Origin of the sequence: Kitasatospora sp. NPDC058243, from assembly GCF_042882025.1 — a bacterium.
Lineage (GTDB): Bacteria > Actinomycetota > Actinomycetes > Streptomycetales > Streptomycetaceae > Kitasatospora.
Genome location: NZ_JBHVWW010000018.1, coordinates 35,587 through 51,396, shown reverse-complemented (window position 1 = coordinate 51,396; position 15,810 = coordinate 35,587). Strand labels below are relative to the sequence as shown.

General features: G+C 69.5%; 16 protein-coding genes and 2 pseudogenes. 9 read left to right on the top strand and 9 right to left on the bottom strand.

Features of this window, described 5'->3' with window-relative positions; all coding sequences use genetic code 11:
* Positions 1-95 precede the first annotated feature (95 nt).
* From ACFVX9_RS14910 to ACFVX9_RS14895, 4 genes are all read right to left on the bottom strand, one after another.
* Entirely contained in the window at positions 96-1,199 is a 1,104-nt protein-coding gene (locus ACFVX9_RS14910) for an amidinotransferase (RefSeq protein ID WP_380371650.1), read from the bottom strand.
* Positions 1,196-2,056 (bottom strand): SDR family NAD(P)-dependent oxidoreductase, encoded by an 861-nt coding sequence (locus ACFVX9_RS14905; protein WP_380371652.1) that lies wholly within the window; start codon positions 2,054-2,056, stop codon positions 1,196-1,198. The genes ACFVX9_RS14910 and ACFVX9_RS14905 overlap by 4 nt, the downstream gene beginning before the upstream one ends.
* Positions 2,057-2,075: 19 nt before the next feature.
* Positions 2,076-2,966 carry a cupin-like domain-containing protein gene (locus ACFVX9_RS14900; protein WP_380358927.1) on the bottom strand — a complete coding sequence of 297 codons (891 nt, stop codon included), beginning with the start codon at positions 2,964-2,966 and terminating at the stop codon, positions 2,076-2,078.
* 279 nt (positions 2,967-3,245) lie between these two features.
* A complete protein-coding gene (locus ACFVX9_RS14895; protein WP_380371656.1) occupies positions 3,246-4,094 on the bottom strand; it encodes an aldo/keto reductase in 849 nt (282 codons plus the stop codon).
* A gap of 319 nt (positions 4,095-4,413) precedes the next feature.
* Here ACFVX9_RS14895 and ACFVX9_RS14890 point away from each other — a divergent pair, with 319 nt between their 5' ends.
* From ACFVX9_RS14890 to ACFVX9_RS14875, 4 genes are all read left to right on the top strand, one after another.
* A complete protein-coding gene (locus tag ACFVX9_RS14890) occupies positions 4,414-5,052 on the top strand; it encodes a cytochrome P450 (protein WP_380371659.1) in 639 nt (212 codons plus the stop codon).
* Between the two features lie 26 nt (positions 5,053-5,078).
* Entirely contained in the window at positions 5,079-5,264 is a 186-nt protein-coding gene (locus ACFVX9_RS14885; protein ID WP_380371662.1) for a cytochrome P450, read from the top strand.
* A gap of 148 nt (positions 5,265-5,412) precedes the next feature.
* Positions 5,413-5,934, top strand: a complete 522-nt coding sequence (locus ACFVX9_RS14880; protein ID WP_380371664.1) for a hypothetical protein — start codon at positions 5,413-5,415, stop codon at positions 5,932-5,934.
* 403 nt (positions 5,935-6,337) lie between these two features.
* Positions 6,338-7,486, top strand: a complete 1,149-nt coding sequence (locus ACFVX9_RS14875) for a hypothetical protein (RefSeq protein ID WP_380371667.1) — start codon at positions 6,338-6,340, stop codon at positions 7,484-7,486.
* 799 nt (positions 7,487-8,285) lie between these two features.
* On the opposite strand, the pseudogene ACFVX9_RS14870 reads toward ACFVX9_RS14875, so the two are convergent.
* Together ACFVX9_RS14870 and ACFVX9_RS14865 are read right to left on the bottom strand one after the other, a co-directional pair.
* Positions 8,286-8,470, bottom strand: a pseudogene (locus ACFVX9_RS14870) (DUF255 domain-containing protein); the annotation flags it as partial.
* A 513-nt stretch (positions 8,471-8,983) separates the two neighbouring features.
* The gene (locus ACFVX9_RS14865) at positions 8,984-9,301 is read right to left on the bottom strand and encodes a hypothetical protein (protein WP_380371670.1); all 318 of its coding nucleotides are present in this window, start codon (positions 9,299-9,301) and stop codon (positions 8,984-8,986) included.
* A gap of 229 nt (positions 9,302-9,530) precedes the next feature.
* Here ACFVX9_RS14865 and ACFVX9_RS14860 point away from each other — a divergent pair, with 229 nt between their 5' ends.
* Positions 9,531-9,701 carry a hypothetical protein gene (locus tag ACFVX9_RS14860; RefSeq protein WP_380371673.1) on the top strand — a complete coding sequence of 57 codons (171 nt, stop codon included), beginning with the start codon at positions 9,531-9,533 and terminating at the stop codon, positions 9,699-9,701.
* A gap of 45 nt (positions 9,702-9,746) precedes the next feature.
* Positions 9,747-10,472, top strand: coding sequence for a hypothetical protein (locus ACFVX9_RS14855; protein WP_380503286.1), 726 nt, complete (start codon positions 9,747-9,749; stop codon positions 10,470-10,472).
* A gap of 22 nt (positions 10,473-10,494) precedes the next feature.
* Here the strand turns inward: ACFVX9_RS14855 and ACFVX9_RS14850 are convergent.
* A pseudogene (locus ACFVX9_RS14850) lies at positions 10,495-11,031 on the bottom strand (ISAzo13 family transposase); the annotation flags it as partial.
* 413 nt (positions 11,032-11,444) lie between these two features.
* On the opposite strand from ACFVX9_RS14850, the gene ACFVX9_RS14845 reads away from it, so the two are divergent.
* Both ACFVX9_RS14845 and ACFVX9_RS14840 read left to right on the top strand, forming a co-directional pair.
* A complete protein-coding gene (locus ACFVX9_RS14845) occupies positions 11,445-12,653 on the top strand; it encodes a S8 family serine peptidase (protein WP_380371678.1) in 1,209 nt (402 codons plus the stop codon).
* Between the two features lie 209 nt (positions 12,654-12,862).
* Positions 12,863-12,997 (top strand): hypothetical protein, encoded by a 135-nt coding sequence (locus tag ACFVX9_RS14840; protein WP_380371681.1) that lies wholly within the window; start codon positions 12,863-12,865, stop codon positions 12,995-12,997.
* Positions 12,998-13,126: 129 nt separating this feature from the next.
* Here ACFVX9_RS14840 and ACFVX9_RS14835 read toward each other — a convergent pair whose 3' ends face one another.
* Positions 13,127-13,603 (bottom strand): S-adenosylmethionine:tRNA ribosyltransferase-isomerase, encoded by a 477-nt coding sequence (locus tag ACFVX9_RS14835; RefSeq protein ID WP_380371684.1) that lies wholly within the window; start codon positions 13,601-13,603, stop codon positions 13,127-13,129.
* Positions 13,604-13,861: 258 nt separating this feature from the next.
* Here ACFVX9_RS14835 and ACFVX9_RS14830 point away from each other — a divergent pair, with 258 nt between their 5' ends.
* A complete protein-coding gene (locus ACFVX9_RS14830) occupies positions 13,862-14,257 on the top strand; it encodes a hypothetical protein (protein ID WP_380371687.1) in 396 nt (131 codons plus the stop codon).
* A 51-nt stretch (positions 14,258-14,308) separates the two neighbouring features.
* Here the strand turns inward: ACFVX9_RS14830 and ACFVX9_RS14825 are convergent, their stop codons facing one another.
* A complete protein-coding gene (locus ACFVX9_RS14825) occupies positions 14,309-15,775 on the bottom strand; it encodes an NF041680 family putative transposase (RefSeq protein WP_380371689.1) in 1,467 nt (488 codons plus the stop codon).
* Between the last annotated feature and the right edge of the window lie 35 nt (positions 15,776-15,810).

The following is a 15,810-nucleotide window of genomic DNA, read 5'->3' as shown; positions in this document are numbered from 1 at the left end:
AGGAGAAGAGTTGTGGTTGGTTGTGTGGGTTTGTGTTGGGGTTTTTTGGTCTTTGGGGGGGGGTGTCGCTCCCCCCCCCCCCCCCGCACCCGGACTCAGCTCCCGGGAACCGACAGGTACCGGCCCGGACCGCCCTCGCGCACGGTGTCCAGCGTGACGCAGTGGAACGACCCGCCGAAGCTGTAGACGTGCCGGAAGTCCACCTCGACGCAGCGGAACCCCCAGGCCGTCAACGCCTCAATGAGTGGCCGCTCCTGGCGTTCCACCACCACGGTCTCCGGATCCAGGGACAGCACGTTCATGCTCACCCACGGGCTGCAGAAGTACATCGGCCAGTCCGCGGGCAGGGCCGGCGGAGGGGCGGGCAGGATCTCCCAGCCGTCGAACAGCTCGGAGTGCACGTACCGCCCGGGGTGGACCAGTAGCTTGCCGGGGGCGAGCGCGGCGATGGTGGCGTCGATGTGCATGGCGTGGGCGTCGTCGGTCTCCACGGTGTGGACGGCGAACTCCGGGCCGAGCGCGCTGCGCATCCAGTCGATGCCGAACTCGTTGGTGACGTGGCTGCGTTGCACGATCAGGTCCCGGCCGAAGCGCAGGAAGTCGGCGGCGTCGAAGACCGGCTCGAACTCGGTCACGGCCCAGCGCCCCGGGTCGTGCGCGCCGCGGTACAGCTCGTCGGTCAGCTGCGGGCGCGGCGCCGGCAGCCACCGGGCACCGCGACGGAAGTACGACTTGATCAGCGGGCGGAAGGCGTCGGCCTCGTGGTACCGGCAGCGCCAGGCCATCGGCGCCTCGACGATCGCGTCGCCCACCACGATCAGCGAGTCCCTGGGCATCGCCGCGTAGAGCCCGCCGTCCGACTCCCACTCCGGAGTGCGGAAGGGGCGGTGGTGCCGGGCGGCGTCCGGCCGCCGCACCCGGATGCCCTCGGCCGTCAACACCTCGGCCAGGTTGTCGAGTTCGGCCTCCGCGGCCTTGAGGTGGCGCTCCGGCAGCGGCGAGCCGCCGTGCTCCCGGAAGACCGGCCAGGCGGACTCCGGCATGGTGTGTTCCAGCGAATCGTGCCAGGTGGGGAACACCGCGCCCAGCAGGCTCCCCACCACCACCTCCCGCAGGGGGTCCCACTCGGTGTACGAGTTGACCGCCGGTCCCGCCGCGCCGCTCCGGTCCCCGAACGGCCGTGATTCGTCGCTCGTCATGTTCCCCGTTCCTCAGCCCGACCGGGGTTCGGCGCCCCCGGTACGTCGTTGCCGCGGCCGGCCCCCCGCCACGGTTCGCCTGTCGGCCGGCTGGCCAGCCCGCCCGCCGTCTCCCCACCGTCGATCACGAAGGACTGCCCGGTCACGAACGCCGCCTCCGGGGACGCCAGGTAGGCCACCAGGGCGGCGATCTCCTCCGGCAGGCCGAGCCTTCCCAGCGGCAACAGGCCTTCCTGGTCGGCGAGCTGCTCATCGGTGTACTCGGCCCGCTGCATCGGGGTGAGGACGTAGCCCGGACAGACGGCGTTCACCCGGATGCGTGGGGCCAGCTCCAGGGCCATCGTCCGGGTCAGCTCGATCAGCCCGGCCTTGCTGACGTTGTACGCGGCGTAGTCGGGCATGCCGACCAGTCCGCTGACCGAGGCGGTGTTGACGATCGTCCCGCCCCCGCCGGCAACCATCCGACGGGCCGTCTCGCGGGCCACCAGGAAGGCCCCGGTGAGGTTCACCCGCAGCGTCCGCTCCCAGTCCTCCAGCGAGGTGTCGAGGAACGGGCTCCGGATGCTGATGCCGGCGTTGTTGCACACCACGTCCACGCCGCCCCAGGCGTCGTCGGCCTCGGCGAGCGCCTCGCACAGCTCGGCCTCGTCCCCGACGTCGGCGGCCAGCAGCAGTTCGACCCGGGGCGAGTCCTTCGCGAAGGATTCCAGCGCCTCGCGGTCGCGGTCCAGGACGGCCACGCGGTGGCCGTCCGCCAGGAACCGGCGGGCGATGGCCGCACCGATCCCCGAGGCGCCGCCGGTGACCAGGACGCGCCGCCGCGGCGGACTGTCCGAACTCACTGACTCTGTAGGCATGTCGGCCATGCGATCCCTTCTACTGGGCGCCGGAGCTCGGGTCGTTGCCGCGGGAGAAGTCGCCGGTGCGCAGCGCGTCGTAGAGACGCCGACCGGTGGACGCGGGGCTGAAGAAGAACCGCGTCGATTCCTGGCGCCGCAGCAGCCCGTGGACCACGAAGTCGCGGGCGGTGGCGCCCCAGTACGCGGGCCCGAGCAACCCGAGCAGGCGCAGATAGTCCGGCAGTCCCAGCGGCTCGCCGAACCAGTGGTTGACCGAGACGGACGGCGTGTGGGCCCGGATGTCGTGCCACCAGCCACGCGGGATGTAGAGCAGGTCGCCCGGCCGCATCCGCGCATGGTGCAGGACGGCGTTCCGAAGCCGGGGGAACCGGGACAGGTCGGGGTCTGCCAGGTCGATCCGGCTGTTCACCAGATTGCCGGGGAACGGATAGACGGCCCTGCTGTCCTGCCAGGACACCAGGATGACGCTCTTCTCGCCCCAGACCTGGCAGAAGAAGTTGTCCTTGAGGTCGGAGTGCAGCATGGAGCGCGTCCCGGCGGAGCCGATCCACACCCGGGTGTCGGTGCCGTGGCCGTCGGGCGGTAGGAGGGAGGCGAAGTCGCAGTCGGCGGGATCGAAGATCTCGTGGGCACGCTGGTAGGCGAGGTAGCAGGGAGCGGCGGGTCCGGCGGTGGTCATCCGGTCGAGGAACTCGCCGAAGGGCAGCTCCCGTTCGTACCGTCGTTGGTCCTGGGGGAAGAGCACGCCGGTGGCGGGGAGGTCCATCAGGGCCGTCACCCGGCGCTCGGGGTTCCGCTTCGTGAGCTCCGCCGGGTTCCAGGCCGTGCCGGCAGGCCAGTCATCCATCAGACCGGAACAGACCAGCGGACCGGAACGGGCGGCGACGCTCCGGCGGAGGGCGCCCACATCAGCCACACGCGCGCGTTCGACGGGCCGGACCGTGAGCCCGGCCGCCCGAAGGATCGGTGCCACCTCACCCGCCATCCCGGACGGGACGCCGGTCGGCTCGTGCCCAGCCGATGACTGTCCCGCGCCGGACCGTTCGATTGGGGTCATGACACCCCAGGGTCTGGGAGATCGAGAGTTGTGCATAGACCCGTTCACGCCGAGATTGCTGTCGGGTGTCCGGCTTTCGGCCACCCTTGACGCCACCCGCCCCACGGAACGGTGTTGGTACGATCATTGCTACAACAGCTCCAGGATCTCGCTCATCTCCTGGGCGGTGGGAATCCACTGCCCCGCTGCCGCATTGGCCCGCACCTGGTCCGGATTCGTGGCCCCTGCTATCACCGAAGTGCAACCCGGGAACGCGGCGAGGCAACCGATCGCGATCTCCAGGAGACTGCGACCGTTCTTCGCGCCCCAGGCGGTCAGCGCCTCCACGGTGTCGAGCCGTGCCTCCGTCACCTGGTACGCGCTCTCCTTGATGCGGGTTCCCTCCGGGAGGGCCCTGCCGCGCCGTACCTTGCCCGTCAACAGTCCGTTCGCCAGCGGGAAATAGGGCAGTACCCCGAGGCCGAAACGGCGTGCGGCCGGGAGGACCTCGTTCTCGACATCCCGGTTGAGCAGTGACCAGTGGTTCTGGGCGGATACGAAGGGCTCGAATCCCTGGGAACGGGCCGTACACGCGGCCTCGGCGATCTGCCAGCCGGCGAAATTGGAGCTCCCGACATAGCGGACCTTCCCTTCCCGGACCAGCTCGGTCAGGGCGGCGAGGGTCTCCTCCACCGGAGTGTGCGGGTCGGGTGTGTGGATCTGATAGAGATCGATGTAGTCCGTACGGAGACGCCTGAGGGACGCTTCGACGGCGCGGCGGATGTACGCACGCCCACCCTTGGCGCCGGCTGCGGGGCCGTACGCCATCGCCAGTTTCTGATGGCCGAACTTTGTTGCCAGGACGACGTTCTCGCGCTGTCCCCGGAGGCATTCGCCGAGCACGGACTCGGAGTCCCCGTAGACGTCGGCCGTGTCGAACAGCGTCACCCCGGCGTCCAGCGCCGCGGTGACCATCGGGCGGCCGCGGTCCAGCCCCACGGACCTTCCCAACTCGTTGCATCCCAGGCCGACTGCGGAGACCCGCGTACACCGAGGCCGCCGCCGCGCGCGCGGTCACCCGGGCGGTCCTGCCCGGGGGCGAGTCCTGCTGGCTGGCCACCGGTCACGCCGAGGTCCGCACCATCCTGTCCGACCGCCGCTTCAGCGCGGACGCACGTTACCCGGCCTTCCCGATGCGGGTCCCGGGCCGCCGGGAGCTCATTGCCACCGACCCCAGCTTCCTGCGACTGGACGACCCGGAGACGCCCGGCTGCGCCGGGCGTGCTCCGGGGACTTCCTGGTCAAGCGGGTGGCGGCGATGCGGCCGGACATCCAGCGGATCGTGGACGAGGCGCTGGACCGTATGACCGAGGGCCGGGCGGAGGCCGACCTGGTCGCAGACTTCGCGCTGCCGGTACCCTCGCTGGTCATCTGCCGGCTTCTCGGCGTGCCGTACGACGACAGGGACCACTTCCAGAACCTGAGCCGGACGCTGCTCAACACTCTGGAGGAACTCACCGCAGCCCAGGAAGAGATCTTGGAGTACATGCGCGGCCTGGCAGCGCGCAAGCTGGAGCAGCCGGAGGACGACATCCTCAGCCGGCTCGCCGCGCGCGACAACCTGACCCTGGACGACGTGGCCAACACCGGGGCCCTGCTGCTGGTTGCCGGGCACGAGTCGACTGCGAACATGATCTCGCTCTCGACTGCCCTGCTGCTGGATCAGCCTGAGCAGGCCGCCAGGCTAGCCGACCCGGCCGCGGTGCCTGGCGCGGTGGAGGAGCTGCTGCGTCTCCTGACGATCGTGCACACCGGGCTTCCCCGAGTGGCGTTGGAGGATGTGGAGCTGGGCGATACGACGATCAGGGCCGGGGAGGCCGTAATGGCGCTGCTCTCCACCGCCAACCGGGACAAGGCGTGTTCGGCGGCGCCGGCTCCCGCTCTGTCGACGAGCTAGACCTGGACCGGGAGGCCCGAAGGCACATGGCCTTCAGCTTCGGCGTGCACCAGTGCCTCGGCCAGCCGCCGGCCCGCGCCGAGCTGCAGATCATCCTGGCCACCCTGTTCAGGCGACTGCCCGGGCTACGACTGGCGATCCCCCGCAGCGAACTGGCGTTCTGTACGGAGTCGTTCATCTACGGCATGCGATCACTGCCCGTCACCTGGTGACTCACCCAGTCCGGATTCGAGCCCTGGCGCGCACAGCACCGCTCACCCGGCGGGCCCCGGCATGAGGGCGAAGGCAGGCTGGAAGGACGAAGGGGCCCCGGCCTGTTCGGTGACGCGGGCGTCGCCCCTTGTGGCCTGTCAGAGCCGCGTGGGCCTGGTGCAGCGACTCCGCCGAACGGTCGACCCCAATGAGGCAGTCCTGCGGTGCTTCTCGGCTGACAGCCCGAAGCGCCGGCCCCGTAACACACCCGAGATCAACAACCTGGTCGAATTCCTGCGGGCCGGCCAGCTCCTCAAGACGCGCATGGAGACCCGCCGCAACGGCGTACAGGTGATCCTCATCGAGCCGGGCGCCGTCGCGACCCCTTTCTGGCAGCGGGCCCAGGACGACCTGCCTGCCCTCCGCGCCGCCGATGCCGGTGCCTACGACCGTGTCGCGAGACTCCTCACCCGCATCCAGCGCTCGGCCGGTGGCCCGCACCATCGCCAGGGCTCTGAGCGTCCGGCGCCCGCGCGCAGGTACACCGTCGGCATTGACGCCCACCTGGGCACCGCCCTGCAACACGCCACGCCCCTGTGGCTCAGCGACCACCTCAAGAGCTGCCTGTTCGCCCTCCACACCCCGGCCGCCGCTGTCCCCACCCCGGTCGGGCAGGCGAGCGATGTCTGACTGTGCATCAGAATCCTAAGGCACCTCACGAACACCGTTGCGGCCCGTAGGCCTCGGCACCCACGTGACCGCACACCGCCGTGATCGTTGCACCAGGCCGGGGACCTGCTGACCCGGTTCCCCGGAAGCCCCTCGACGAGGTACCTGACCGGCGGAACGGGCAGGCTCGGCGTCCGGCGATCTCTCGAGCACGCCGGTCTCCGTGATGCCACCGCGCCGCTGGTCTCATCCGAACCCGTCGAGAAGCCTGCAACTCGGGTTCAAACGCCTCGGCCCCTGAGGAAGCCTCGTTCTCTCGCGGTCGTACCGCTGCCGGTTGCACGATCCGGCGCTTTCTGGCGATGCGTCAGAATGGCTCGATGCCCGGCGGCGTTGCCGGGCAGATCACCGGAGGTACGGCTTCATGACCCGCTACAGCATCGACCCCGAACGGCTCGAGCTGCTCGCCAGCTGGGGAACGGGCGAGGGTGATCTCGCCACCCGTATCGCCGCCGTCCCGGCCGGTACGGACACGGCCGCGCTGATGCGCCTGGCCCGCGCCCTCACGCACCTGTCCGAGGCCGCGTGGCGCACCTACACCCACCCGGCCAGCGCCGCCTCCTCCATGGAGCCCAACTCCGAGGGCTGGCGTCGCGCGGAGGAACGCAAGGCATTCGACGAGGTTCCCGGTGCCATCGCCCGGCCCAACCTCCCCCAGGACGGCATGCTCGACGTCTCCTACAGCCCGCTGGTCGAGTCCGCGCACCGCGCCGGCCGCGCCCTGCACGCCCTCGACTACGCGGACCTCACCGACGCCGTCCTCGCCGAGGTCGCCACCGAGCTCGCCGCCGTGGAGAACGCCGAACTCGGCGACCTCGCCGGCCGCGCCCGTCAGGCCGTCCTCCTCAGCCGCGAAGGTGCTTCCCCTGTCCAGGTCGCCGCCGCCGACCGCCTCCTCGAACAGGATCCCTTCGGCCCCGCGGCACTGTTCACCGACATCGATCCCACCGCTGCGGCCGTCGCCGCAGCTCACTGGCTCGCGGCAGCAGCCGAGGTCACCGCCGAAGCCACCGGGCACTCCCCCACCACCGTGCTCTTCGAAGCCGACAACATCGAAGCCCTCCCCCACGAAACCCCCACCCTCGTCCTCCAGCTCCTCGAAACCGGCGCCTCCCCGTACGACGCGGTCACCGGCCTCGTGCGCCATGCCCTCCACATCGCCGACGGACTCCTCCCCGACCCCGCCGGCCTGCGCCGACAACTCGAAGACCTCGACGACGACCTCGCCCAGCACACCGGCCCGGACACCGACCCCGAGGACACCGGCCTGCGCCTGACCCCGCTCGACCCCAAACGCCCCGCCCCCGACCTGCTCGAAGACCTCCTCGCCGGCATCCACGGCTGCTGGCTCTTCCACGACGAATACGACGAACTCGACGACGAAGACGACTTCGGCGATGACAAGGACTGGGACGACGACGAACAGGCCGGCCAGCAGCAGGACCGCAGCCGCAGCGACTTCGCCCAACTCGTTCGCGAAGCCGCAGCCGCCCACCGCAACCGGCTCATCTGAATCGCCTGCCGCAACCACCCATCGCGGATCAGGGCACCCTGACCTCGGCGGCCCGCCCACTTCAGCCCAGGGCCGCGCACGGCCGGCCAACCCGACAGGCCGTTCACGCTGCGTAGCCGCGTCGGGGGCAGGAAACAGCCCCCTGCCGCCCGCGCGTGCCTCCAGATCAAGGCCCCAGGCAGTCACGTACGGTGACGGCTTCCGCGCGCCGCGGTCCAGCGATCGGTCCAGCCCGCCTCAAGACTCAGCTTCTCCGTGCAGCCGCCGAAGCCACGGTGAAGGTGCGCGAAGCCGGCCAGGTCGAGGGGGTCAGACCATCCCGCAGCCGATCCGGCACCGCGTCCCTTCGCCGCACTACATCCGTCAGGAACTGCCGTGGCCACCTCGCAACACCCCCGCCGGGTACGTCACTACACGGGGTCAACCTACGGTCATCAGACCACCGCAGTGCTTGGTTGCAGTGCCAAACCACCTGAAAGGTCATTCCTGTGCCGGGCTGGTCCTGGGGTTCCGGTGCCGGGCCGACCGCCGTACCTACCCCGGGTGCTGGACCAGGACTTCCCATAGCGGTTCGTGGTCGCCGCGCACCGAGGTTGCAGTTCTGGATGGCACAGCGGCGCCCGAGCGTGTTCAACGAACATGCTCGCACCCTCGTAAGCGCCCACGCATCTGGCTCGGTGGACGGAGTGCGACCCTCCCGGTGCCGACCTCCGGAGCTTCCCTTCAGAAGCCGAGAGCTCGTCATGTACACCCGGCGCGTACCGGATCGACCTCGGCTCGCGAACCCCGAGCAATCCAACTTGTGTGCCATCACGTGGCACCAGGCATGAGAGGAGTACCCGGCCAACAGCAGAATCGGTACATTTCGATGCTCGACCTCCGCCCCCAGAGCCACCAGGCGGTCGGATTCTCAGCATACTGGAGTAGATAAGGCGAGGTCATGTAGCCCAAGCGGTTCCCGCGAGCCTGCTTCTCACAGCCCATAACCCTGGCATCGGAAGTGCAGAGTTCCTGGATCGCTGCGTCCGGTTTGCCTTATGCCCCATCACGTGGTGGCCCCCACTGGGCAGTTTGCCCGGACGGGGCCTCGGCCAGGTGTGCGATATGTCGTGGGCTCACCTCCGCGTCCCGCTCCGGAAATGACCGTGTTGTCCGAGGTCGGCTCGGTTACGCCAGGAGCAAACAGATTTAACTGATCATGATGGGTCTTCAGGGGTTCTGAAGACCCATCATGATTAAAATGCCGAATCACGGACCCTGGGCCGCGAATCGCCTGGGCAGCCACCTGCCGAGGAGATTGGGCATCGGGAGAACCCGGGTGATGCCGCACAATCAGCAGCCACACTGCCGACCCTTCCGATCCCGCCGGAGGGCTGAGGGCCCCAGCGCACGGCCGTGATCCTTCTCAGCGCCAAAACCTGTACCGGAACTACTTCACGCACAAGGCCATTGCGCTCTCACCGGAAAGGATAGGGGGCGCTGCGAGAGCACGCCGTCTCAGCTGGTTTCGATGACGACCGAGAGATCGGCGGTCGCACGTCCGCGCGTGTAATCGTCACCACTGCCCGTGACCGTCACCTGCTGGCCGGTCTTTACGTGACCGACGTAGTGGACCGCGTACGGGCCACCTTCCTTTGAGGTGATCGTGCGATTAACCTTCTCTTCGCCATCCACCTTCAAGATGATGTCCGAGGTGCTCCCGCCCGCTCCTGCGGTATTATATTCGGCAAAGAAGACGAGAATTCCGGTGTGCTCGGACTTCTCGTTGTAGGCGAGCACGTCGGCCGACTTCAGGACGACATCTTCCAGGGCCACTATTCCTCCAGTGGATTAGATGCGGATACACATTATCGCGAGTGCGAATGTCCGCCTCTTCCACTCTAGATAATTGCAACCCGGCGCGCAAGCCAGTCATCAAAAGAATCGTTTATGCAAGAGAAAAAGATCGTCTTCGAACTTTTATCATTCCGGCCGGGCCGGCCCCTTCGGCGTGCCAGGAGGGGCTCAGTCCTCGCCGGCACCGGGGTCGCGCAGGGGCCGCAGCGTGTACCTCGCCGACTTCACCCACGCCTCCGAAGCCGAGTCCCGCATGGACGACCTGGAACTGTCGGTGGCCGCCGTGCTCACCGCGGAGGCCACCAACGTCGCATGGAGCCGATCGTCCACGACGGCGTCGCAGCCCTCAGCCGCGACCGCCTGTTCTGGACCGAGCTGAACTACCTGCGCTCCCAGACCCTCTTCTCTGAACTGCGAGGTTCTGGTGGCGATCGGGGTGAAGGTGGGCAGGCCGAGGTGGACGACGGCGGATCGGCGGGCGAGTTCGGTGTCGAGCTGGGTGAGCTTGTCCTCGGCGGCGGCGAGGCTGATGCTGAGCCCGTCGACTTCGCCGAGCCAGCCTTCGCGGTGCGCTTCGGCGATCCGCGCGACGAGGTTGACCCGGACCTCTTCGAGGCGTGGCCGCCTGCTGACCAGCTCCGACCCGCACCTGACCGCCGAGGAGATCGCGGTCGGCTACAAGGCGCTCCTGGAAGCGGAGCGCGGATTTCGCGGCCTGAAGACGGTGCTGGAACTGCGGCCGGTCTTCCATCACCTGGAACACCGCATCCGCGCGCACGTACTGCTCTGCTGGCTCGCCCTGCTGCTGATCCGCGTCGCCGAACGCCACACCGGCCAGACCTGGAACCGGATCAGCACCGAACTGGGCCGCGTCCACGAGGTCACCCTCACCGGCGACGCCGGACAGCTGACCCAGACCACCCCGCTCACCAGCGAGCAGGCCACGATCTACCGCGTCTGCGGCATCAAACCACCACCCCGGTCACCGCCGCAGACCCCGCCTGACCAGCCACAACGCAACCGCGTGGGCACACGCCCACCCGGCCACGTCCCGCATGTTCCCGCAGCTCAGACCCCATATCGGACGCCTCCACATGCCTTCCAACTGCGGAAGTCAGGCAGCTTTTCCTTCTTTTTGCGTCCACGCTGATCACAGGCTCACCCGCGGCCTAGTGCTCCTTGACCTGCTCGTTTGTGTAGCGGAACTGCGCGTCACGGTCGGGAGGTTGATCGCCCTCCAGGGTCTTGGCGGTGCCCTGCAGGCTGAACCCGTGCTCCCTCAACAGCTGGCCCACCGTGGGCGCGGTGATGCGATGCCCCTGCCGGGACAGCTCAGCGGCCAAGTGCCGAAGCGCCTTCGTCGTCCAGCGCAGCGGCGACATCGGATCACCGCGCTCATCCGGTTCGACCAGCGCCATCAGCGCCGCGACGAGAGACGGGTCAACGGCCTCGGCCCGCATCCGCCCACCGCCGGGGCGTCGGGCGCGCCCCTCGGGCAGCGGATCGACACCGGCTTCGAGCTCGAAGACGCCCTTGCGGACCGTCGTCTCGCTGACCCCGGCCGTCCGCGCGAGCAGGCGCACACCCCCGTGGCCAAGCAGTCGGGCCTCGGCCGCCAGCGCCAACCGCTGCTGACGCTCGTTCAAATGCGGGAGCAGGACCTCGAACCGTCGCGCCAGCTGACCCCGAACCTCGTCGGATATTCGCACACCACATCAACGAGATCGTATGCTCCGAAGAGGTTCCCGGAGGGACGGGCCGCGGGCGGATTCTCCACCGTCCGAAACAAGTACAGGGGCGAGGCGAGGTCCGGGTGGTGCCTGCGTACGTACAATCCGAGCCCCGGCGTCACCGTCGGGTACCGTGAGGCCCGGGGCGGGCCGGCCGACTCCACCTCCATGCGCCGGTGGGACCCGGCTGCTTTCACCGGCACCGTCCGCGCCACCGGCCCGTAGGTGCGTTCGATCTCGCGACCACGCCGGAGCCCCGCTGCCGTGCGCGCGGTGACGTCCGCGTTCCCCGTTCAAGTCACCGCAGCTCATGGACGAAACAAAGAGGTGTCCGTCGTTCGCGGACACTGCGCGCCGTGAACGGCTCCGTACCCGCACCTCTTGGAGCTTGCATGCGCCTGCGCGCACGCTGGGCCTCGACGGCCCTCCTACTGCTTGCCCCCCTGACCGCCACCGGCGCCGAGGCCGCGGCCGACACCGCGGCGAGCCCTCTGCCGGTCGAGCGTTCCTCGGGGGCGATCCCCGGTGAGTACGTCGTCAGCCTGAAGCCGGCCGTGTCACCGGCCGATGTTCTGAAGCGGATCGGTGTCAAGCCGATGTTCGTCTACCAGAGCGCTCTGGTCGGGTTCGCCGCCAGGCTCTCCCCGGCCCAGCTCACCGCCGTGCGTACTCTTCCCTCGGTCAGGGCCGTCGAGGAGAACGCCACGGTCGGCGCCGACTCCGCGCCGCCGGTAGCGGTACCGGCCCCGCAGGCGCGGTCCGGTGGCCGGGCGGTGCCCGCGGCGAGCTGGGGACTGGACCGGATCGACCAGCGCCACCTTCCGCTGGACGGCCGGTACGACGTCACCGGGACCGGCCGTGGCGTGACCGCGTACATCGTCGACACCGGGATCGACCTCGCCCACAGTGAGTTCGGCGGTCGGGCCACCGCGGGGTACGACGCGATCGGCGACGGCCGGAACGGGCAGGACTGCCACGGCCACGGCACCCACGTCGCGGGCACCGTCGGCGGCGCCACCTACGGAGTGGCACGCGACGTCTCACTCGTGTCCGTCCGGATTCTCGACTGCAAGAGCAGGGGCAGCACGGCCGGTGTCCTCGCCGGCTTCGACTGGGTCGCGGCCAACGCCCGGCAGCCCGCGGTCCTCAACGCCTCCATCGGCGGCGGCGCCTCCGCGTCGGTCGACGAGGCCGTCAGCGCCGTCGCGGACCGGGGCGTCCTGCCTGTCGTCTCGGCCGGCAACAAGGCCAAGGACGCCTGCGACGCCTCACCCGCCCGCGCGGCGAAGGCGTTCACGGTCGGAGCCACCGACCGCGACGACCAGCAAGCCCGCTTCAGCAACTTCGGCGCTTGCCTGAACACCTTCGCCCCCGGCGTCGACATCGTCTCCGCCCGCCTCGGCGGCGGATCCGTCGCCATGAGCGGCACCTCCATGGCCACCCCGCACGTCACCGGAGCAGCCGCCCTCCTCAAGGAGCGCTACCCAACCGGCAGTCCGCAGGACATCAGCGGCCGGCTCACCGACACCTCCACCCAGGATGTCGTCAACCTCATCAGCCCCGGCTCACCCAACCGCCTCCTCTACACCGACGGGCTGTGAGCACCCCCGCGCGTCGGTGACCGCGCGCACGCACCCGACTGCCCTGAAGCGAATCGCCGTTCGCCGGTTCGCACGGCGCGGATACGCCGCACGTAAGCGACTGTTGAGGAGTCACCAGATCCGGTGACGTATCACCGAAATACGGGACACCCTCGGTGATCTGAGGATAATTCGAGGGCAATCACCCTTCGACTGAACGGAGAACGCTCATGGGCGCCAAGGATGAACCCCAGGACAAGGCCGCGCAGGGCAACCAGGACGAGGAGGCCCGAAACGGCCAGGCCGAGGAGACGGACGACACCGGGGAGTTCGGCGCGGACTCCATCGGCGACCTGGCTGACTGATGACCGTCGAGGCAGTACCGGGGGTGTGCTGAGCCCGGTCCAGCAGTGACGAGGGCGTTGCCCCAGGACCGTACGTACCCGGGGCGACGCCCTCATCACTGGGGGCCTGTGGAGTGTCGGAAGAGCCTTTCAGGTGACCAGCATGGAGTCGCCGAAGTAGTTGAAGCGGTAGCCGCGGGGGACGAGTTCGTGCCGGTAGGTGTCCATGAGGAAGTCCCGGCCGGTGAGGGCGGCGGCCAGGACGAGTTCGGAGGAACGGGGCTCGTGGAGGTTGGTCATGAAGGCGTCGCAGGCCCGGACACGGTGTCCCGGGGTGATACGCAGGCGAGTGAGGCCGGTCGCGGCGGGGACACGCCCGTCGGCGCCGGTCGCGGTCTCCAGCGTGCGCAGTGCGGAGGTGCCGACCACCAGGATCCGGCCGCCGCTCGCACGGCGCTCATTGATCAGGTCGGCGGCCTCTTCGGTGATCTCGTAGCGTTCGGCCGGCGGGAAGCCGGAATCGGCGCCGAGACAGGTCGTACCGTCGAGACAGGTTGCGTCGTCGAGGCAGCTCGCGTCGGTGCGGCCCTCGGCCGCCGGGTCACCGGCGTCACCCCGCGCGACCATCGGCGGAACATCCGGCGCACCTCGCGGCCCGTTCGGGCCGCGAGGAACAGGGTGACCTCTGCGACGGCGACCCCCCGCTCGCGCACCTCGTTCAGCTTGTTCTTTAACCACTGGAGCGGTCTTCGCTGCCAGAGGTGTCACCAGCCTCTGCTGATTTCGCTCAACTTCCTTGATTTCAAGGTAGGTTGCTCCGGCCATGGGGAGTCCGCTGCCCGAATCCGGTGGCACGGCCCAGCGGCCGGTGACTACGGTCTCGGCATGACCAGCCAGAGCGAGCACCCAGCCCGGCCCGATCTCGCCGCCATGCTCACCGGCCAGACCGCCGCCTGCGCCCCGGCGCGGGAGGCCCTCCTGGCCGGCGGCAAGCTGCGGTTCTCTGGCGGGGTCGCGCCCGACTGGATGGTGCGCGGCATCGCCGCCACCCGGCTGGGCTGGGCACGCAAGGTCGGCCTGGTCACCCTCGGCCTCGACGAGTCGGTCGAGATCCTCTCCCGGCACCGGGACGTATCGTTGCGTACCGGCCTCCTCGACGCGCCGGACCGGTCCTGGTTCTTCACCCTCTACCTCGACGCCACCGGCACCGAACTGCTGGCCTGCAGCGCCGTCAAGAACCAGCCCCCGACCCGGAAGGCCACCCGGCGGCCGAGCGCGTAGCTGCCGCTGCTCCTTCCTGCGCATTGTCAATGCAGGTCAGGGTCCCGTGTCTTACGAGCCTTGCCGTGGTGGTTTGATCCGGTCGCGTTCGATGATGGTCTCGGGGCGCCGGACGGTTTTGCCCACGTCGTAGCGGGTGGCTGGCCGCTGCTTCTTCGAGCCGAGCGGCCTGCCGGGGCCAGGTCGGGTGGGTTTGGGCGCACGGGCCGGGCATGGCAAGGTCGGGCGGAGGTTCCTGAACCCCCGGCGGACCCGGGCAGGTGTGAGTTTGTTCGGTTCGACCGGTCTCTCCCAGGGCCGGCGGATGTCCTCGGCGAGCGGCCGGGCGAGGCGGAGCTGGGTGTGCGCGACGATGATCAGCCACGTCCACCGGTCCGCCGCCTGCGGGGTGCGGAGCTTGGGGCGGGTCCAGCCGAGGGTCTGCTTGATCATCCGGAACGTGTGCTCCAGGTCGAATCTCCGCAGGAACGCCTGCCAGCGCAGATCGACGTCGCCGGTGCTCATGCCGGTGGCGGAGGACCACAGCCACAGCGGGAGCGGATCCCCGCCGCCGGGCAGGCGGTCGACCTCCAGGCGGATCAACGTCCCCTCGATGATGGGTAGTTCGCCGTCGTGGTCGATCCACGCGGAGCGAGTAGTGAGCCGGGGGTGGAGACGGTCCCAGGCCATCGCCTTCGCGGTGCCGTAGCGGTCGGTGACCTGGACGGTGGCCGTGTCGGGTTCGCCCCAGGTCTCGGGTTTGGCGAAGCGGAACTCCTTGCCGTGCTTCGGCGGCCGCCCGCCCTGGGGATAGACCCGGGCGTACTCCAGCTGCGTGGGTGTCGGCAGGCGCATCACGCGGTCCGAGCGCATCCGCCCCAGGGCCTCGACGGGCAGTCCGTCGAGAAGGTGGGCCATGCGTGGGGCGTCGTAGCCGGCGTCGAAGACGACCAGGACGTCCGGATCGCCCTCGCGCCACTGTCCGCCGGCGACCAGGTCCTCGACCACACGGCGAACCTGGCGGGCGGTGACCTTGGCGACGTCGTCCTCGGGACCGAGCCGCACCGCGTCCAGCAGCTGGCACCACGAGGTACGGCCCGATTCGAGAGCGGCGACGAACGAGTACGGCCAGCCCGGGATCATCAGGTGCTGGTCCCGGCCACGGCCGTAGGTGTGGCAGAACAGCCTGTCCGGGCTGCACTCGGCGTCCGGCCGCAGCCAGTTGCTCACGTCCACGGCCAGGACGAGCCGGTTGTCGGCTGCCTTCGGCTGGGGCAGCGCGGCCAGCGTCCGCCGCAGCCGCACCGGGTCGAGGCGGCCACGGTTCAGCGCGTCGTACATCGCGCCGTGCCCGCGGCGGTGCTCGGCCAGCAGCGTCAGGGCCACCGGCGCTGTCACCGGCCCGTCCGCGCACAACAACGCGTCCGCAAGCTCGAACAGCTCATCCCGCCGCGCGGTCAGACACGCGAAGAAGTCCTCCCGGAAGTGTGACGCTTCAGCGAACGGCTCCCGCCGGACATCGTGGTGCAGCAGACTCATTCCCCCACAGCCTTCGTCGAGTTCAGGTGCGTCCT